At 67.6% G+C, this 20,732-nt stretch carries 5 protein-coding genes and 4 pseudogenes; all 9 read right to left on the bottom strand.

Going from position 1 to position 20,732, the window contains the following annotated elements; genetic code table 11:
• Positions 1 to 5: 5 nt before the first annotated feature.
• The gene (gene pks2 / locus MAA44156_RS09190; protein ID WP_009976595.1) at positions 6 to 6,380 is read right to left on the bottom strand and encodes a sulfolipid-1 biosynthesis phthioceranic/hydroxyphthioceranic acid synthase; all 6,375 of its coding nucleotides are present in this window, start codon (positions 6,378 to 6,380) and stop codon (positions 6 to 8) included.
• Between the two features lie 309 nt (positions 6,381 to 6,689).
• Positions 6,690 to 8,171, bottom strand: a complete 1,482-nt coding sequence (locus MAA44156_RS09195; protein ID WP_009976594.1) for an MFS transporter — start codon at positions 8,169 to 8,171, stop codon at positions 6,690 to 6,692.
• 2 nt (positions 8,172 to 8,173) lie between these two features.
• Positions 8,174 to 15,324 (bottom strand): annotated as a pseudogene (locus tag MAA44156_RS09200) (amino acid adenylation domain-containing protein).
• Positions 15,325 to 15,341: 17 nt separating this feature from the next.
• A pseudogene (locus tag MAA44156_RS09205) lies at positions 15,342 to 15,461 on the bottom strand (MbtH family protein); the annotation flags it as partial.
• Positions 15,462 to 15,506: 45 nt separating this feature from the next.
• Positions 15,507 to 15,737, bottom strand: a pseudogene (locus MAA44156_RS09210) (transposase); the annotation flags it as partial.
• 98 nt (positions 15,738 to 15,835) lie between these two features.
• Positions 15,836 to 16,267: a DUF6262 family protein gene (locus MAA44156_RS09215; protein WP_009980034.1), complete on the bottom strand. Its 432-nt coding sequence runs from the start codon at positions 16,265 to 16,267 to the stop codon at positions 15,836 to 15,838.
• Positions 16,257 to 18,488 (bottom strand): tyrosine-type recombinase/integrase, encoded by a 2,232-nt coding sequence (locus MAA44156_RS09220; RefSeq protein ID WP_024637620.1) that lies wholly within the window; start codon positions 18,486 to 18,488, stop codon positions 16,257 to 16,259. The genes MAA44156_RS09215 and MAA44156_RS09220 overlap by 11 nt, the downstream gene beginning before the upstream one ends.
• On the bottom strand, positions 18,485 to 19,591 hold the full coding sequence (locus MAA44156_RS09225; protein WP_029248429.1) for a site-specific integrase: 1,107 nt from the start codon (positions 19,589 to 19,591) through the stop codon (positions 18,485 to 18,487). Before MAA44156_RS09225 ends, MAA44156_RS09220 begins: the two co-directional genes overlap by 4 nt.
• 125 nt (positions 19,592 to 19,716) lie before the next feature.
• Positions 19,717 to 20,727 (bottom strand): annotated as a pseudogene (locus MAA44156_RS09230) (IS256-like element IS1311 family transposase); the annotation flags it as partial.
• Between the last annotated feature and the right edge of the window lie 5 nt (positions 20,728 to 20,732).

Consider the following 20,732-nt stretch of genomic DNA (forward strand, 5'->3'; position numbering starts at 1 on the left):
ATGAGCTAAACCCTTTCCGCCTGGGCCGCGCCCGCGGGCGTCAGCTTGTCCCGCAGCAGGTCCGCCAAACCGCGTATGGTGCCGATGGCGGCGATGTCGGCGGGCGACACCCGGATGCCCGTTTCGGTCTGGATGCGGGTGAGCAGTTCGAGGCCGCCCAACGAGTCCAGGCCGTACTCGGGCAGCGGGCGGTCGGGGTCGACGTTGCGGCGCAGGATCAGGCTGACCTGATCCGAGATCAGCCGCCGCAGCCGGGTGGACCACTCTTCCGGCGGCAGCTCCTCGAGCTCGGCACGCAGCTTGCTTGTGCCCGTTGCGCTTTGCCCGTTGGCGCGGAACGCCTCGGCGAAGGGACTGCGTTGCGCGAATGCGGTCAACCACGGTGTGCCCGTTATCGGGGCGTAGCCGGTGCAGGCCCGGTCGTGGCGCAGCAGCGCTTCGAACGCGTAAGCGCCCTCGTCGGGAGTGATCGCAACATCGGCACTATCGGCCAGGGCGGCACCGCGCCCGATCTGCGCCCAGGCACCCCAGGCGATGGCGGTGGCCTTCAGGCCACGGGCCCGGCGCCAGCGGGTGAAGGCGTCCAGCCAGCTGTTGGCCGCGGCGTAGGCGCCCTGGCCGGGCGAGCCGACCAGCGCGGCCGCCGAGGAGAACGAGCAGAACCAGTCCAGCGACTGCTCGGCGCCGGACTCTTGCAGCGCGCAGTGCAGATTCCATGCGCCGTAAACCTTTGCCGCCCAGTCCCGCTCGATGAGCTCGTCGGTGATGTTGGCCAGCGTGGCGTCCTCGATCACCGCCGCCAGATGCAGCACGCCGCGCACCGGAAGCCCGGTGGCGGTCGCTACGTCGAGCAACCGCTGCGCCGTGCCGGCCTCGGCGATGTCGCCGCGCTCGACCACGATGTCGGCACCCATCTGGCGGATCCGTTCGAGCGTCGCCAGCGCCTTGGGATTGGGCAGCGCGCGCGAGCACAGCACGATGCGCCCGCAGCCGGCGCGAGAACCGGGAGAAGCCATCTTTTCGGCCGAAAACAGCCCCAGGCCGCCCAGTCCGCCGGTGACGATGTAGGCGCCGTCGCTGCGGAAGGCGCGGACCTGCGCCGGCGGCACCACCACGCGGCTGTGGCCGGCGTGCGGGACGTCGAGCACGAGCTTGCCGGTGTGCTGGGCGGCGCTCATCACCCGAATCGCGCTGGCGGCGTCGGCAAGTGGATAATGCGTGCTTTCCGGCATCGGCAATGCTCCGTCCGCGGTGAGCCGGTACACCGTCCTGAGCAAGCCGCGCAGTCTGTCCGGGTGGCTGAACGACATCAACGCCAGGTCGAGGGCGTAGAACGTCAGGTTGCGCCGGAACGGCAAGAGTCCCAATCGGGTGTCGCCGTAGATGTCGCGTTTGCCGATCTCGACGAATCGCCCACCGAAAGCCAGTAATTCGATGCCCGCGCGCTGGGCGGCGCCGGTGACCGAGTTGAGCACGATGTCCACGCCGTAGCCGTCGGTGTCATGGCGGATCAGGTCCGCGAACTCCACGGTTCGCGAGTCGTAGACGTGCTCGATACCCATGTCGCGCAGTAATTGTCGGCGTTGCTCGCTGCCGGCGGTGGCGAAGATCTCGGCTCCGGCGGCGCGGGCGATGGCGATCGCCGCCTGTCCGACCCCGCCGGTCGCGGAGTGGATCAGCACCCGGTCACCGGCCCCGATTCGGGCCAGCTCGTGCAGGCCGTAATAGGCGGTGGCGTGCGCGGTCGTCACCGCCGCCGCCTGGTCGTCGGCCAGTCCGGGCGGCAAGGTGACGGCCAGGCGCGCGTCGCAGGTGAGGAAGGTGCCCCAACACCCGTTGGCGCTCAGGCCGCCGACATGATCGCCCACCTTGTGGTCGGTCACGTCCGGCCCGACCGCGGTCACCACGCCCGCGAAGTCGGTGCCCAGTTCCGGCAGCCGCCCCTCGAACGCGGGGTACCGGCCGAATGCGACCAGCACGTCGGCGAAGTTGATGCTGGACGCGCTGACGGCCACCTCGATCTGTCCGGGTCCCGGTGGAATGCGGTCGCAGGCAACGAGTTCGAGTGACTCCAGATCGCCGGGGGTGCGGATCTGCAGGCGCATCCCGTCGCACTCGTGGTTGGCGACGGCCGTGTGCCGCTCCTCGGGCAGCAGCGGAGCGGGGCACAACCGGGCGGTGTACCAGGCGCCGTCTCGCCACGCCGTCTCGTCCTCCTCGGAGCCGGCGAGCAGTTGCCGCGCCAGCGCTTGCGCGTCGGTGGATTCGTCCACGTCGATCTGGCCGGCGCCCAATTGCGGGTGTTCCATGCCGATGACCCGGACCAGGCCCCGCAGCCCCGCCTGGCCCAGGTTGGGCACGTCGTTGGGCAGCACGGTTTGGGCGTTGCGGGTCACGACATACAGCCGCGGCGGTTCGCCGGGCAGGTCCGTCAGCTCGCGGGCGATGCGCACCAGATGTTGCACATGGTCCCGGCTGAGCAGTGCCGACTCCTGGTCGTTATCACCGTTTTTCGGCCCGGTGAGCACCACCACGCCGGTGAATCCGTCGCCACGCCATTGGTTTCGCAGCTGTTCGGCGTGCGCGGTGTGGTCGGCCTGCTGCGGCCAGGCCATCGTGGTGCATTGCGCCCCATGGTTTTTCAGCGTGTCGGCCAATGTGCTGGCCAGTACGTCGGCCGTGGCGGTTGTGCCGATCAGCAGCCAGCTTGCGGCGTCGGCGTGCTCCGGCTCGGGCAATTCCCGTTGCCGCCATTCGATGTTCAACAGCCGTTCGGTCAGCACACGGTCTCTGGTGCCGCTCTCGGATGCGCTGGTGCCCACTCGCAGACCCTGCACGGCCAGCAGGACCGCCCCGTGTTCGTCGAGCACGTCGATGTCGGCCTCGACGCCGGACGTGTCGGCCTTGGTCACCCGCGTGTAGCAGTAGTGGGCGTTGCGTGCGGCGCCGTAGGCGCGCAGGCGACGGATGCCCAGCACCAATCCCAGCGCTCCGTCGCCGAGCGCCCGAACAGCCGGATGAGCTTCGACGGACTGGAAACAGGCGTCCAGCAGCGCAGGGTGCGCGCCGTAAGCGGCTTGCTGCGAGCGGATTTGGCGCGGCAACGCCACCTCGGCCAGGACGGTGCCGGTCTCGTCGCCGCTATGAACGGCGCCCAGGCCGGCGAACGCGGGACCGTACTGGACGCCGCGTCGGTCCATCCGCCGGCGCACCTCGTCGCCGTCATCGTCATGCGGGTGCGCGGTCAGTAGCGCGGACAGGTCGTGGGCGGCCGGCTGCTCGTCCGTTGCGGCACCCAGCACCGCCGACGCGTGCCGCGCCTGTTCGCCGCCCTGATGCGACTGCACGGTGAAGTGCAGGACCCCCGGCGAGGACACCGACGCCGAGGCGTCGACCGTGGTCTTCTCGTCCAGCAGCAGCGCCTGCTCGAACCGGATGTCGCGGACCTCGGCCGTCGCGCCCAGCACGGATCGCGCGGCCGCCAAAGCCATCTCGCAGTAGGCGGCCCCCGGCAGCACCACCACGTTGCGGATCTGGTGGTCGGCGAGCCAGGGCTGGGCGGCGGTGCCGACGTCGGCCTGCCACAGGTGACGCTCGGGTTCCTCCTGCAGGTGGACGTGCGGGCCGAGCAGCGGATGGACCGCGACGGTGCAGCCGCCATGTGTCGGGGACTCCAGCCCGCCGTCGGTCAACCACAGCCGGCGGTGCGTCCAGGTCGGCAGCGGCGCGTCCACCAGCCGCCCGGTCGGGTAGAGCACGGAGAAATCGACCGCGGCGCCGGCATTGTGCAGGTCCGCCACAAAGCCGCGTAGCCCGTGCGGCAGCGCTTGTCCGCGGCGCATGCCGGCCAGGGCGGCCATCGGTATTTCGCGGCTGCGGGCGGTCTGCTCGAGCGCGCGGACGAGCAACGGGTGCGGCGCCAGTTCGGCGAAGACCCGGTAGCCGTCCTCCAACGCGGCCTGGACGGCCGTGGCGAATCGCACCATGCGGCGCATGTTGTTCGCCCAATAGCGGGCGTCGCACACCGGCTGCTCGCGCGGGTCGAACAGGGTCGCCGAGTAGTACGGCACCTCGGGTGGCCTCGGGCTGATCTCGGCGAGCGCGTCGGTCAGGTCGTCCATGATCGGATCGACCTGGGGCGAGTGGAAGGCGACGTCGGTGGGCACCTCGCGGGCCATCACGCCGCGCTCCTGCCAGGCCGTGACCAGGTCGCGAACCGTCGGGGCGGCGCCGGCGATCACGGTGGACTGCGGTGAGGCCACCACCGCCACCACGACATCGCTGATGCCGCGCGCCGTCAGCTCCGAAAGCACTTGCTGTGCAGGCAGTTCCACGGATGCCGTGGCACCGGTACCCGCGACCCGGGACATCAGCCGAGAGCGCCGGCAGATCACCCGCGCCCCGTCCTCCAGCGACAAGGCGCCGGCGACGACGGCGGCGGCGGCCTCGCCGAGGGAGTGCCCGATCACCGCGCCCGGACGCACCCCGTGGGCTTTCATGGTGGCGGCCAGCGCGACCTGCATGGTGAACAGCGTCGGCTGGACCCGGTCCTGACCGGTGACGGTCTGCGGCGCCGACATCGCCTCGGCGACCGAGAATCCGGACTCCCGGGCGATCAACGGTTCGGCCTGCGCGACGGTGGCGGCGAACACCGGTTCGGTGGCCAGCAGGTCGGCGCCCATCGCCGCCCACTGCGAACCCTGACCGGAGAACACCCATACCGGCCCCCGGTCGCCCCGTCCGACCGCGGCCGGGTAGGGAGTGTCGCCGTCGGCGACCTCGCGCAGGGCCTCGATGAGTTGGGCCCGGTCGCCCGCGAGGACGGCGGTGCGCACGGGGCGGTGCACGCGCCGGCGCGCCAGGGTGTAGGCCAGGTCGGGCAGCGCCAGATCGCCGTGTGCGTGCACCCAGTCGGCCAGCCGGCCGGCGGTGCGGCGCAGTTCGTCGGCCGAGGTGGACGACAGCGGGAACAGCAGCGGCGATTCTGCCGAGATACCTTCGGGTGCAACGGTTTCGGGAGCAGGCTCGGGTGCTTGTTCCAGGATGGCATGGACATTGGTTCCCGACAGCCCGTAGGACGAGACGGCGGCCCGTCGCGGGTGGCCGCCGTTGCTGACCCACGGTGTGGTCTGCTGCGGCACAAAGAGTTTGGTGTCGATGCGGGCCAGGTCGTCGGGCAGCTGGGTGAAGTGCAGGTTCCGGGGAACCACGCCGTGCTGCAGCGCGAGGATCGCCTTCATCATCCCGAGTGCTCCGGAGGCTGCCTGCGCATGGCCGAAGTTGGTCTTCACCGACGCCAGCGCGCAGGGGCCGTCGATGCCGTAGACCTCAGCCAGGCTGGCGTATTCGATCGGGTCGCCCACCGGGGTGCCGGGGCCGTGCGCCTCGACCATGCCGACCGTGCCGGCATCCACGCCCGCGGCGGCCAACGCCGCCCGGTACACCGCGGTCTGCGCGGTCTTGGACGGGGTGGCGATGTTCACGGTGTGACCGTCCTGATTGGCGGCCGTGCCGCGCACCACCGCCAGGATCCGATCACCGTCTCGGAGCGCGTCGTTCAGCCGCTTGAGGAGCAGCATGACGCTGCCCTCGCCGCCCACGAACCCGTCGGCCGCGACGTCGAAGGCGTGGCAGCGTCCGGTGGGCGACAGCATGCCCTCGGCCGACCCGGCGGAGAACTTGCGCGGGTCCAACGCCAGGGTGGCGCCGCCGGCCAGGGCGAGATCGCTTTCGCCCTCGTGCAGGCTTCGGCAGGCCAGGTGGATGGCGGTCAGGCCGGACGAACACGCGGTGTCCACCGTCAGTGCGGGACCGTGGACGCCCAGAGCGTAGGCGATGCGCCCGGAAGCCAGGCTGAAGTTGCTCCCGGAGAAGCCATAGGCGCCTTCCACGGAGCGGGTGTCGGCGGCCAGCAATTGGTAGTCGCCGTGCGTCAACCCGATGAACACCCCGGTGCGGGAGTCGGCGACGCGCTCCTCGGTGAGACCGGCGTGTTCCATTGCCTCCCATGAGGTCTCCAGCAGCAAGCGGTGTTGCGGGTCCATCGCGGTCGCTTCCCGCTCGTTGATCCCGAAGAACTCGGGGTCGAAGCCGGCGACGTCGTCGATGAATGCGCCCCAGCGCGATACCGACCGGCCCGGCACACCCGGCTCGGGGTCGTAGTATTCGTCGGCGTCCCAGCGGTCGGGCGGGATTTCGGTGACGAAGTCGTCGCCGCGCAACAATGCCTCCCACAACCGCTCCGGGGAGTCGACGGCTCCGGGTAGCCGGCAGGCCATGCCGATCACGGCGACCGGAACCACGGGTGTGGTGCGGATCGGGGGGGACGAATCGGTGGAAGGCGAGCGCTGAATAACGTCGTCGATCGGGTAGGTAGTCACCAGTCCTCCAGAGTTCGCTGTGGCAAGAGCCGAACGGTGCGGTGCACTAGCTGTTGCGGACCGGGCGCCCGAAAACGGTCTCGGCGAAGTGCATGACCCCGAGCGTCGTGCGTTTCAATCCCGTTGTCAGGTTTATCAAGTCGGTAGCGTAGTCAGGGGCCGCACATAGAGTGGTCGGCGCAAACCGACCGAGTGGTGGCGGTGTCCGCGGCAGAAACTTACGCATCCGAAGACCGGCGGGACGGATCGGAACACGTTCTGCGAACGTGTTTTTCGCCGATGCCGATTGCTTCGGCCGGTCCCGGGCGGCTACAACTCCCCCGCGTCGACGGCCTTCTTGACTTCCTGGGCGCGGGCCACCTGGGCTGCGGTGTACCCGATCAGCAGGGTCACCCCACCGAGCAGCGCGACGACCCCGGCCAGCCACAGCAGGCCGTAGGTGTAACCGCGATCGAGCGCATGCAGCTGGGCGGCGTTCATGGACTTCACCGGACCCAGCGTGCCGCCCAGGCGCAGCGCGTGCGACGTGATCGCCACCTGCACGACGACCAGCACCAGCGGGCCGCCCAGGGTCTGCAGCATCACCGCGATCGCGGAGGTCGGCCCGATCCGGTCGACGTCGACGCTGGCGATCACCGACAGCGTGAGCGTGACGAAGACCGCGCCGATGCCGATAGCGCAAACGATCAGGGGCACAACGAGATTCGGGAAGTAGGGCATGCCGCGATTGAAGGTCGAGCCGTACAGCGTCGCGCCCAGAATCAGGCCGCCACTGGCGATCACCACCACCCGTGGCGGGAACCACGTCACCAGCTTCGACGCCACGCCCACCCCGATGGCCATCGCGAGGCCGAACGGGATGAAGGCGACGCCGGCGCGCAGCGGACTGTAGCCCATCATGGTCTGCACATACAGTCCGACCAGCACGGTGAGCGTGAAAAACACCCCGCCGGCAAGGAACATGGCCGCGAACGCGGCCAACCGGTTGCGGTCCAAGAACAGGTTGAACGGCACGATGGGGTTTTCGGCGGTGCGCTCCACCACGACGAACGCGACGAAAGCGGCCAGCGCCACCACGCCCGACCCGATCGTGATGGGCGAGCGCCATCCCGCCTCCGGGCCCATCGAAATGCCGAACACGGCGGCCGTTCCGGTCACGGTGGCCAGCACCGCCCCGGTGACGTCGAGCTTGATCCGCTCCGTCTGGGTTTCCTGTCGAGTGATGAGGACGAGGTAGATCACCGCCAGCCCGATCGGTACGTTCACCAAAAACGCCAGCCGCCACGACACGTCGGTGAGGGCCCCGCCTACCACCAGGCCCAGCACTCCGCCGAGACCGGTCATCGCGCCGAACACCGCCGTCGCGGCATTGCGCGCCGACCCCCGCGGAAAGGTGGTCGCTATCAGCGCCAAGTTGGTCGGCGCGATGATCGCGGCGGCCGCACCGTGCAGCAGCCGTGCCGCTATCAACGTGCCGCCGGCCCAGGCGATGCCGCACAAGCCCGAGGCGAAAGTGAACAGCGCGACCCCGACGAGGAAAGCGGCGCGCTTGCGGCCGATGGTGTCGCCCAGCCTGCCACCCAACAGCATCAGGCCACCGAAGGTCAGCATGTAGGCGGTGATCACCCAGCTCCGCGCCGCATCCGACAGGCCCATTTCGTTCTGGATCTTCGGCAGCGCGAAGACCGCGACGGGACCGTCCATCGCCACCATCAGCTGCATGCCGCCGATCGCGACGATCACGGCGACGAACTGGCGAGACCACAGCCGCGTGGTCGGCGCTACGGACATCGTCAACCGCCACCCTCGAGGACAACCTTGAGTTGCTGGCCGTACTGGATCAGCGACTCAGTACTCATCATTTGCTGATGCGTACAGTCGACCGGGTAGCTGCTGATTTCGCCGGTGACATACGGTCGCCAGCTTCGCAGCGACGACGAGTTCTGGTCGCCCTCCTCCCGCGCGGCGGCGAACAACTTCACATCACCATCGAAGACGCCCGGTTCGTGCGCTCTGGCCAACGCGAGGTTCGTATTGTCGTTGCGGACAATCGAATCGAGCAACGGCTTGTAGCGCGGTAGCTCTTCGATCCCTCGTTCGCGAAGCAGTTTTTCGGCCCGCTCGTAGGTAAGCGGCTCATCGCCCTCGGGAACCTGTATGCCACAGAACCGCAGGACTTCGTTCAGTGCCTGCTCGACTAAGACATCGCTGTTCAGGGCGTCGCTGCTGGGGATGACCAGTAGGGCGTCGAGCAGGATGAGATGCCGGACCGGACAGCCGCGTCGCTGCAACTCGATGGCGATCTCATGGGCGACGACGCCGCCGAAGGACCAGCCGAGGAGGTTGTAGGGCCCGGTGGGATCAACGCCCTGGATCCGGTCGGCATAGTTTTTCGCCATGTCGCGGATTGACGCCGGTTCGGCCTCGCCTCGCTGCAGGGATTGCTGAATCCCGATGATGGGGCAGCCCAGGTAATTACCGAGAGCGTGATACGGCCAGCTCAGCCCGCTCGCGGGATGAATGCAGAACAGCGGAGCGCCGGTGCCCTCCTTGAGGAACTCGACGGGGACGATTTCCACCTGGTTTTCCACCTCGTTGGCGCCCTGGCCCAGCTGCCGGCACAACCCTCTGACGGACGGTGCGTGGAACAACGTGCGGACCGCGAGGCCGGCGTCCAAGGTTTTGTTGATGGCGGCGATGACCCGCATCGCCGAGAGCGAATCCCCGCCCAGGTCGAAGAAGGAGTCGTCGACCCCGACCCGCTCGAGCCCGAGCACCTGGGCGTAGATCCCGGCCACTGCCTCCTCGGTGGGAGTAGCTGGGGCGCAGTACTTTTCGCGCTCGATGTACTCGGGCGCCGGCAGGGCCCGGGCATTCAGTTTGCCGTTGACCGTCAACGGCAACGCGTCGAGCACCACCACCGCCGCCGGCACCATGTAGGCCGGCAGCCGCTGACCCAGCCGGGCCCGAATATCGGCCGGGTCAGCGGCTCCGGTGACTGATTCGGTGACATAGCCCACCAGGCGTTTGTCGCCGGGGCGGTCCTCGCGGGCGATCACCGCCGCCTGCTTGATACCGTCCAAACCGGCTAGCGCCGAACGGATTTCGCCCAGTTCGATGCGGTACCCGCGGATCTTGACCTGCTCATCGGCCCGACCCAGATACCGCAGCTGCCCATCGGCGCCCCACCGCACCAAATCCCCGGTGCGATACATCCGCGTCCCCGACTCGCCGAAGGGACAGGCCACAAAACGAGATGCGGTCAGCCCCGCCCGGCGCACGTATCCGACCCCGACGCCGGTACCGGCCACATACAACTCGCCGACCACGCCGGCCGGCACCGGGCGCAACCACTGATCCAGCACAAAGAAGGCCGCCCCGGGCACGGGTGACCCGATCGGCACGGCGTCCGACCCGGTCGACCCCGTCGTTAACGGCGCACTCAAGGCCACCCACATCGTCGTCTCGGTGGGGCCGTATTCATTGATCATCACGCGTCCGGGCCCCCACCTCTCGACCAGTTCGGACGGGCAGGCCTCGCCGCCGACCAGCAGGGTCACCGACTCCAACCCCTGCGGCGACAGCGTCCCCGCTGCCGAGGGGGTTTGGCAGAGGACGGTGACCTTTTCGTCAATCAGCAAGGCGTGCAAGTCGTCCGGGGATGCCGCCACCTCCTCGGGCACCACCACCAGCCGCCCACCGTGCAGCAGCGCGCCGTAGATCTCCCAGCCCGAGATGTCGAAGCTGTAGGAGTGCCACTGCTACCACACCTGCCCGGGCCGCGCCAAATCCGGGGCAAGGGAACCGAGCAGCTCGGTTACGTTGTTGTGGGTGATGGCAACGCCTTTGGGGACACCGGTGGTGCCGGAGGTGTAGATCAGGTAGGCGATATCGTCCGGATCCGGCACCGGCAGCGCCGTGTGCGGGTAGCTGTCAATACGGGGATCCGCGATGTCGATGATCGGGAGGCCGCATCCGTCCAGTCGCTCGGCGAGCTCAGTGGTGGTGATCGCGGCGATCGGTGCGGCATCGGCAACCATGAACTCGATGCGCGCGGTCGGGTGGGCCGGGTCGATCGGCAGATAGGCCGCCCCGGTTTTGAGCACCGCCAGTACAGCGACGACGGCCTCCGCGCGACGGTTGAACAGCAGCGCCACGGATTCGCCCGGGCCGGCGCCCGCCTCGATCAACAAGTGCGCCAACCGGTTCGACGCCTCGTCGAGCTGCCGGTAGGTCATCGAGTGACCGGCGCAGCGGGTCGCCACGGCCTGCGGGGCGCGGATGACCTGATCGGCGAACATCGCCGGGATGGACACCCGCGCCGCTGGTTGCGTCAACGCCTCCCGGTTTCCGATCTCGTCGAGGTAGATGTGCTCATCGGTATCCATCAGGTCCACCGACGACAACCGCTGACCGGGATCGGCGGTCATCGCCGCCAGCACCCGCTCCAACCGCTGGATCAGCGTCTGGATGCTTTCCGGGTCGAACACGTCGGTGCGAAACTCCACCGAACCGCCGATCCCGGCGGGCTCACCGGACTCGGTGAAACGTTCGGACAGCGTGAATGTCAGATCCGTGCGCGCCGACTGGGTATCCAGCGGCAGCCGGGTGACTCGAAGGTCGCCGACGGCCAACCCGGCCGCCGAGGCGTCATCCAGGCCGGTGAAGTTCTGCCAGGCCAACAGCACCTGTACCAGCGGGTGATGGGCCAGGCTGCGGGTGGGGTTGAGCCGTTCCACCAGTACCTCGAAGGGCACGTCTTGGTGGTCGTAGGCGGCCAGGCTGCGCGCGCGCACCTGAGCCAGCGATTCGGTGAAGCTGGGATCGCCGGCCAGGTCGACTCGCAGCACCAGGGTGTTGACGAAGAATCCCACCAACTCGTCGAGCGCCGGCTCACGCCGCCCGGCGATGGCGAATCCAGTCGCGAGATCGCGGCTGGCGCTGAGTTTGGCCAGCAGGACGGCCAGGGCGGCCTGGATCACCATGAAGCTGGTGGCGTTGTGCTCGCGGGCCACCGTGCGTACCCGCTGCTGCAGCTCGGCCGGCCAGTCGACGAGCATGCTGGCGCCGCGGTAGTCGGCCAGCGGCGGATAGGGTCGGTCGGTGGGCAACGCCAGCCGCTCGGGCAACCCGGCCAACTGCTGCTCCCAATACGCCAGCTGCGCAGCGATCGGGCTGTCGCTATCGGTGACGTCGCCCAGCTGCGCGCGCTGCCACAGGGTGTAGTCGGCGTACTCTGCACCGGCAACGGAGCCCAGCCCGGTGCATGCCCGGCACACCGGCTGGCATAGGCCATGCCCAGATCGGCCACCAGCGGGGCCATCGACAAACCATCGGCGGCGATGTGGTGCAGCACGGCCACCAGCACATGCTCATCGTCGGCGATCCGGAAAAGCCTTGCCCGCAGCGGGATCTCGGTGGCCAGATCGAACGAGTGGCGGACTGTGGCCTCGATGGTCTGCTGTAGCCGGTCCGTCGGCCAGCCGCTGGCATCGACGACCTGCCAGCCGAAGTCGGCCCGCTCGGCCGGGATCACCACCTGCTCGGGTATCCCGTCGACGGCCGGGAATAGGGTGCGCAGGGTTTCCTGGCGGGCCACCACATCGGCCAGGGCCGTCCCCAACGCGTCGGCGTCTAGCCGTCCGGTCAGCCGCAACGCGGCAGCCATGTTGTAGATCGGCGAGGGCCCGAGCAGTTGGTCGATGAACCACAACCGCTGCTGGGCGAACGACAACGGCACCACCGCCGGCCGCTCCACGGCCACCAACGGTTGCCGCCGGCCCCGGTCGCCGCTGACGCGCTGCGCCAACTGGGTAACGGTGGGCGCCTCGAACACGGTGCGCACCGAAAGGTCGGCATTCAGCGTGGTTTCGATCGCGGCGATCACCCGCATCGCCAACAACGAGTCGCCGCCCAGGTCGAAGAACGAGTCGTCCACGCCGACCCGGTCCAGCCCCAGCACGTCGGCGAATACGCCGGCCAGGATTTCCTCGACCGGACTGGCGGGTGCACGGTAGTCGGCGTTCTGGAATTCGGGTGCGGGCAGGGCGCGGGTGTCGAGTTTGCCGTTCGCGGTCAGTGGCAGCGTTTCCAGCACGACCACCGCGGCCGGCACCATGTATTCGGGCAGCCGCTTCGCCAGCCGGGCGCGGATCTCGGCGGGGTCGGCGGTTGCGGTGGCTGATTCGGTGACGTAGGCGACCAGTCGTTTGTCGCCGGGGCGGTCCTCGCGGGCGATCACCGCCGCCTGCTCCACACCGTCCAAATCCACTAGCGCCGAGCGGATTTCGCCCAGCTCGATGCGGTAGCCGCGGATCTTGACCTGCTCATCGGCCCGCCCCAGATAATCCAGCTGCCCGTCGGCACGCCAACGCACCAAATCCCCGGTGCGATACATGCGTGTCGCGGGCGCTCCGAACGGGCAGGCCACGAAACGTGACCCGGTCAGTGACGGCCGGCCCAGGTATCCACATGCCACGCCACGACCGGCCACGTACAGCTCGCCGACCACCCCCGCCGGCACCGGCTGTAGCCACCGATCGAGGACGAACAACGCCGCCCCGGGGACGGGTGAGCCGATGGGCACCACACCCGAGCCCGCCGATCCTGGCTTTAGTGGTGCGCTGATGGCCACGCACATGGTGGTCTCTGTCGGCCCGTAGGCGTTGACCATCACCCGACCCGGCGCCCACCGATCCACCACCTCCACCGGACACGCCTCACCGACCACCACCACGGCCACCGACTCCAACCCGTCAGCCGGCAATGCCGCCACCGCCGAGGGGGTCTGGGTCAACACGCTGACCTGTTCGGCCACCAACATGCCGTGCAGCTGCTGCGGAGAAACGGTCACCGACTCCGGCACCACCACCAACCGCCCACCGCGCACCAGCGCGCCGAAAATCTCCCACACCGACACGTCGAACGCCAACGAATGACACAACGCCCACACGCCCGGGGCCGGCAACCCCGCATCCAACGCCCCCAACAGCTGGGTCACGTTGCGGTGAGTGACCGCAACGCCTTTGGGCACACCCGTGGTGCCCGACGTGTAAATCAGGTAGGCGACATCGTCAGGGGCCGGCCCCGGTGGTGCCGTGCCGGGATAGGCCTCCACCACCACGGTGACAGCGGGATCGTCGACGTCGATGACCACCACGTCATACCCGCCCAACCGCTCCGCCAGCCCGGTGCCGGTGATCGCGGCGATCGGCGCGGCATCGGCCAACACAAACCCGACCCGCTCGTCCGGCACGCCCGGGTCGATCGGCAGATACGCCGCCCCCGTCTTGAGCACCGCCAACATCGCCACGACCGCATCGACCGACCGCGAAAACAGCAGCGCCACACGCTCACCCGGGCCCACCCCGCGAGCCACCAGCAGATGCGCCAACCGATTCGACGCCTCATCCAGCTGCCGATAGCTCACCGAACGGCCGCCAAAACTCACCGCCACCGCATCCGGCGTCCCGGCCACATGCGCGGCAAACAAATCCGGAATCGACACCGAAACACCCCGCGGGCCAGCCAAAACCGCCTTGTTACCAAGCTCATCCAACCGCACCCGCTCACCCACACCCAGCACATCCACCGACGACAACCGCCGCCCCGGATCAGCCGTCATCGCCACCAACACCCGCTCCAACCGCCCGACCACATCGTGGACGTCACAATCAGAAAGCCATTGCCCGGCGCCACCGAATCCACCCGTTGTCGCGCCGGGCTGCATGCCGAGGAATAGCCGATCGTGGTCGCTGAAGAAGTCCAGTCCAAGCTGGTCGACGAGGTTGGTGTGGGTCAGGGTTCCCGAAACCCTGGCACCGGCGATGTTGGCCAGGTTTGTCGTCGGAATGAAATTGAGAATTACCCGATTTGACGTCTGCGTGGACCCGCGACGCTTGTTCTCGATGGTGTGCACCGGGAACCGCTGATGTTGGAGCGCTTCTCCCAGCCGTGTGTCGACATGCTCACAAAAACTCGCGACCGACGAGCCCGGCGAAGCTTTCAGGACCAGGGGGACGAATCCGGTAATCATTCCGGGCACCGTCTGCGCTTCCGGACGCACCCGCCTACTCACCGGAAACTCGAACACGATCTCCGAATTTTCCAGGTCGCACCCGCCCACCAGCAGCGCGCACGCCGCGGCCAGCACCGACGAGCGACGCACCCCCAGCTCCTGTGACAACTTCTGTATCCCGGCGACGGCGACCGGGTCCAACTCAATCGGCGCGGAAGATTCGTACGGTTCCCGCTCCGAGGCGGGCGCGAACCGATAACCCGGTTCGCTTTCCGACGGTAGGTTCTCGGCCCAATAGGCCCGATCATCGAGATAATCGGTGGACGCTTCGTATTCGGCCTCGCAGGCAATCAAATCACTCAGCGACCCGAAATAGGCGGGGGGAATCGGCGCACCCGAGGCCAACGCGTTGTAGACATCCCCGATGCGGTGGCAAATGAGAGCAAGACCGATTCCGTCCGCCACGATGTGGTGGCAGCACACGAATAGATAGAATTCGTCCACGCGGGTCTGCAACAACGCAAATTTGAACAGCGGGCCATCGAGCGGCATCACGGTGCGCTGAATCGAGGCCGCCAGCCGGTAGGCTTCCTGGACGGGATCTTGCGAGCCCATCCGCTGATAGCACGCGAGCTCGACGTCCGGGTAATCGACGGCCTTCTGGAAAACCTGGCCATCCACCTGGAAAAAGGCGGCTCGGAGTGGTTCGGCCTCGCGCACCACTTGCCGGATCGTGTGCTCCAGCAACCACGGGTCGACGGTGCCTTCGATTCGCAGCAGGTAGCCCAGCTGCCACCTCGCACCCTGCTGATCCGTTTCCTGTGCGAGCCAGATGTCGAGCTGTCCGCGTGTCAGCGGGAATGGCCCACCATCGAGTTCCGTCAGTTGTTCTCGCCCAACGTGCAGTGCCCGGTCATCGATCGTCATCGGAATTCCTTTGCGGGTTACTTGCCAGCACCGCGGCGCTGCGCCGCCAGCCTGTCCCGTAAAGTCTTCGGGCGGATATCGGGCCAGTTCTGTTCGATGTAGTCCAGGCACGCAGCGCGATCCGCTTCGCCGTAAACCGGTCAAGTCCCGGGAAGTGGTGTAGTGCTGTGTGATCCGGTGGGTTAGGCGGTGAGTGCGGGCATGTCGTTGGCTCCTATGTCGGGGTTGTCGTCGGTGATGGTGGTCAGGCGGCAGCGGGTGAGGATGTCGAGGCCGAGGTAACGGCGGCCTTCGGCCCATTCGTCGTTCTGTTCGGCCAACACGGCGCCGACGAGACGGACGATGGCGTCGCGGTTGGGGAAGATCCCGACGGCGTCGGTGCGGCGGCGGATCTCTTTGTTGAGCCGTTCACTGGTTATCTGGAGCACTGTGTGCGATAGCTGTTGTGACCTGCAGGTTTGTGTCGTGGAGGGTGTCCATGACGCGGCTGGAGATCGATATCGGTTGGCGGTCAGCATGGCCCGATCGTTACCGAATCGCGATGCGTCCGTTCATGGTGTCTTCCGGTGTCGTCGCGGAGTTGGCCAAGGGCGCACGCGAGTTGGCGGCGTAGCCGCCGGTTCTCATCGGCGAGTTCGTGGTTGCGGCGGTTGGCGATTTCGAGGCGCTGCCGCAGGGAGTCGTCGCTGGCGCGTTGTCGGGCAGGTAACGGTGTGCTTGGCTCGGGCCGGTGCTGGGCGCGGAGCCGGCAGATCTCGTCTTTGAGGTCGATTTGGGTGTAGATCCACGAGCGGGAGACACCGGCATGGCGGGCGACGGATTCGAAGGTGAGCACGGCGCCGGTCCGGTCGAGTTCGTGCATCGCCGCGATCGCCTTGGCGCGGGTGTGTTCGTGCCGCTGCTGGGCCGCCCGGATGAGGTTGATGCTGTTGTCAGCCCGCATGTTTGGCCTTCCCTGGTTCTGAATCGTTGAGGGCGGTGATGATGGTGTCCAGGTTGTGCAGGACTTGACGGTTCATCTCGGCCAGACGTTGTTGGCCGCGGGCTTCGGCGGCGGTGATCAGCTGCAGAGTCTGTTGCCGCTGCTGGTGGTGCTGGGGCAGGAACTCGGCGGTGGTGAGGAACATCGGGCAGGTCAGGCAGGCGTTGGCGTGCGGGCAGCTCTGCTGCACCGGCAGTCCGCAGTAGCCGTTGGGTAGGGCCTGGGTGGCTCGGCCGAGGCGCTGTTTGGCCCAGGCGGCCTCCGCGATCGGCCCGGACGGGTCGAAAATGATTGTGGCGCCGTGGATGTCGACCTTTCGAGCTGCCTCCCACTGACGGCGCACGGTGGTGTCGTGCAGGCGGGCGTAGTGCCCGGTCATCTGCGCGGAGTCATGGTCGAGGATGCGTCGCACGACCTCTTGCGGGACGTCGCGGTTGATCAGCCGGGTGCCCAGGGTATGGCGCCACTGGTGCGGGGTGAGGTGCACCGGCTGGCCGTGCTCGTCGCGGATGTCGCAGACGGACAGCCAGCGCAACAGCGCCATCCGGTAGGTGGGACTCGCGATCGGGTGGGTGCCGTCAATGTTCTTCGTCGGCCGTGGGAACAACACCGGCGTGCCTGCCGGCCAACGCTGGGAGGTGTGGTTGCGATGTTCGGCGATGAGTTCGCGCAACTGCTCGTCGATGGGCACCAACGCGTCGCGTTTCATCTTGTGGTTGAGGTAGCGCAGATACGGTGCGCCTTCGGCATCGGCGACCACACAATCGCTGCGCAGCCGCAGCGCATCAGTGATCCGTAGCCCGCAACGCATCAAGATGATCGTGATCAACCGGTGAGCGGGGTCGGCGTATCGGGCAAGGTTGTCGGGATCCTCGAGCTGGGTCATGACCTGTTCGGCCAGTGCCCGAGGCAACCGTTCATCGCGTTTGGGGTAGTCCTCGGCGAAGAACATCGCGTCTGCGGGAAGGTCTGTGTCCCAACGGTGTTGGCGGACGGTAGCGAAGAATCGGTTGAGCAGCCCGATATGGGTCCCGCGGCGTTGGGCACCGATGGAGTCGCTGCGCAGGTTGGCCAAATAGCGCTCCAGCACCGGCCGGTTGATCCGGTCGATGCTCTCGACGCCGATGTCGGCGAGGTACCCGGCGAAGCGGGTGAGCGCAACGACCGGCCTGCCGCCGCCGGCTTCCAGACCCAATCCGGTCGATAGCCGCCACCGGACCCACCGCTTGGCCAGATCCCGCAGCCACGGCTGCGGAATACCGTCGAAGCGCAGCGTGCGGTCTCCGTCGTAGCCGAGCCGGCGCATGCGCCAGACTTCGCGCGGGTATTCGGCGTCCCAGCCGCCGGCCTCGGCCAGGTCGGCGATCACCCGGGATGCGTAGCTGAGGAATCCACGGGAGCGAGTGTCGTTGATCGTCGACCGAGCCCAGTCATGCCAGGTGTCCTCGTCGTGGTGGAGCAGGGAGCCCACGCCTGCGGCGGCCAGTGCCTTCACCACGCGCATGACCACGTCCGGGGTGAGCTTGCCCTGCCGATCGTCGTGGCGGCGTTGCAGCACGTACTGCAGTTCCAGCTTCAGCTGACCGATCAGCCGGTCGAGCCGTATCTGCTCACTGGCCAACGGGGCTTCGGCGGCGAAGCGGTCGGCGAACACGTCGATGTCGGGTCTGCCGTTGACCTTCCAGGTGTTGGTGTGGGTTTGGCAGAACGCAGACGTGCCCTGCGGCCAGAGCTCGCAGTGCGGAATCCGGCAGGTCACCCCGGCCGCTGGTTGCTTGAACGGCTGCGGTTCGGCCAGCCATCCGGCCAGGCTGGGGCGCCCGGCGCGTTCCCATCGTTGCGCGTGCAGCCCGCACATGCCGCCACGGGCAGAGCCGTAACCGCAACCGGGCACCCGGCAGCGCTGGTTGGGTTGTCGCCGCCGCCACCGCGGATCGGTCGACACGACAAACTGCTCCACCGACGGGCGTCCTTCGTCGTCCCACCGTTGCCGATGTCCTTCACACAGGCCGCGTCCGCGGGCGGTTCGCCCGCACCCCTCAACCCGGCACTCGGCTCCACCAAACACCGGATCATCGGCACCGAATTCCAGTACATCGCTGCGGAATTCGCTGCGGACCTCGGCCATCAGCTTGCCGATTAGCCCCGACGGGCCGGCGGGCTTCAGCGACGGCGCGCTCATAGCCGCACCTGCCCATCGGTGAACCAGCCTGCCTGTTCCATGACCCGCCGAGCGTCCTCCACGGTGAGGTGCCCATACGTCGTGGTCGTCGTCGCCACGTGCGCATGTCCGAGCAGGTGCGCGACCACCTCGATGCTGACTCCGTCGCGCAGCAGCCGGGTTGCGGCCGTGTGTCGCAGCCAGTGCGGGTCGAAGTCGATCCCGGTCCGCCGGCGCAGCCTCCGCACCAGGTCGTAGACCGCAGCGTAGGTCAGCGGATGCCCCTGCGGGCGGCCCCACAGGTTGACGAACACGTAGTCGCTGTCCAGATCGCCGTACTCGCTGTGAAGGTAGTCGGCGAACAATCGGATCAACGCGCTGCTGACTGGGATCGTGCGGACGGTCTGTGACTTGGCGCGCGCGCCATTGGCGTTATCGCGTCGCCGCACCGTCACCTCATGCTCGGCAGCGGCGATGTCGTTGTGCCGCAAACCAAGTGCCTCACCGATCCGCATCCCGGTGTCGTAGAGCACGGCGAACAGCAATCGGTCCCGCAGCCGACCGCAACCATCCAGGATCGCCTGCACCTCGTCCGGTGAGAGCACCCGCGGCAGCTTCTTCGGCGCCTTCAACGCGATCACCCGCCGCGACCTCGGCGCGCCCTTGCTGATGTGGTGCAAAAACGGCTTCCAACCACCGCGCGCGCCGCCGACCTGCCACGAGGTCAGCAGAGCGCTGACATCCAGCCCATCTCGTGCGGCGTGGGTGTAAAACGCCCCGACCGCCGAAAGCTTGCGGTTCACAGTAGATTCCGTGCAGTGATGCGGCACCGACGGCAACACCGCAACCTGCCCATGCCGGGCCCGCAGCGGCAGCCGCAGCCAGGCCACGAACTCACCTACGTCATCAAGCCGCACCGCCCGCCAGTCCAGCCCACGCTCGGCGAGAAAACCGAACCAGTCCTTGAGATCGTGCGCGTACGCCTTGACCGTGTTCGGTGATCGCTCGATATCGGTCAGATACGCCAGATACCGGTCAACCGCTGCTACCGGAGCGTCGTCGTCGCCGAGAACGGTCCACGACTCACGCAACGAGACCGGCGAGATAACTCGTGCAATCTGCATCGCCCCTCCGCAGGCTCTTGCCTCCTGGACGACTGCAGATAAACACGTCCACCACGCAGAACCTGGGACCTCAACGCCTCGTGTCGGACATCAAGGACACCGCCTGCAGGACTCCAGATAACTGCGGGGTTGTTGGACCAGATCTTTTTCCAGTGCAGGACAGGGAAATCGGCGAATGCGGTGATGTCGTCGGCGGCCTCGCGCAGCATCGTTTCGACCTTGGGCAGTTGGCGGCCGAGCATGCCGGCGATGGTGTCGAGTTGCTCTCGCACATGTTCGGCGTCGGGTTGGGCGAAGATGGTGCGGATCGCTGCGGCGACCATCTCGGCTGATCCCTTGGGCACCTGGGCGAGCACGTTGCGCAGGAAGTGCACCCGGCATCGTTGCCAAGATGCGCCGATGAGGATGGCCTCGATGGCGCTGCGCAACCCGGTGTGGGCATCAGAGATCACCAGCTGCACCCCGGACAGGCCGCGGGTTTTCAGTGAGCGCAGAAACGCCGTCCAAAACGCGCCGTCCTCGGAGTCACCGACGTCGAAGCCGAGCACTTCACGGCGTCCGTCAGCCGCGACACCGGTGGCGATGACGACCGCTTGGGAGACCACCCGATGGTTGACCCGAGCCTTGCAGTAAGTGGCGTCGAGGAACACATACGGGAAGTGCTGCTCGGATAGAGGCCGGTCCCGAAAGGCGCCTACCTCGGTGTCCAGATCGGCGCAAATCCGGGAGACCTCGCTTTTGGAGATGCCGGCGTCCGCGCCGAGGGCTTTAACCAAATCGTCGACTTTGCGGGTGGAGGTGCCGTGCAAATAGGCCTCCATCACCACCGCGAACAAGCACTGATCGACCCGGCGGCGCCGCTCCAGCAGCGCCGGGAAGAACGAGCCCGACCGAAGCTTGGGAATCCGCAACTCCAAATCGCCAGCGATCGTCGACAGTGTGCGCGGCCGAGACCCGTTGCGCTGGTTGGTTCGTGATGCGCTCCGTTCATGCGGACCGGCGCCGATCACCGCCGTCAGCTCCGCATCGATGAGTGCCTGATAAATCGTCTCGGCGGCCTGCTTGATCCGATCAGCGGCATCGGCATTGCGTAATGCGTCCAGCACCTCCAGCAAGGCAGACTGGTCCAGGGCCATCGCGA

The sequence above is a fragment of the Mycobacterium avium subsp. avium genome (assembly GCF_009741445.1).
Lineage (GTDB): Bacteria > Actinomycetota > Actinomycetes > Mycobacteriales > Mycobacteriaceae > Mycobacterium > Mycobacterium avium.

Bases quoted from the DNA above. Each gene is read 5' to 3' on its own strand.
- MAA44156_RS09195 (WP_009976594.1), bottom strand. From the start codon at position 8,171: ATGTCCGTAGCGCCGACCACGCGGCTGTGGTCTCGCCAGTTCGTCGCC.
- MAA44156_RS09215 (WP_009980034.1), bottom strand. From the start codon at position 16,267: ATGCGGGCTGACAACAGCATCAACCTCATCCGGGCGGCCCAGCAGCGG.
- MAA44156_RS09220 (WP_024637620.1), bottom strand. From the start codon at position 18,488: ATGAGCGCGCCGTCGCTGAAGCCCGCCGGCCCGTCGGGGCTAATCGGC.
- MAA44156_RS09225 (WP_029248429.1), bottom strand. From the start codon at position 19,591: ATGCAGATTGCACGAGTTATCTCGCCGGTCTCGTTGCGTGAGTCGTGG.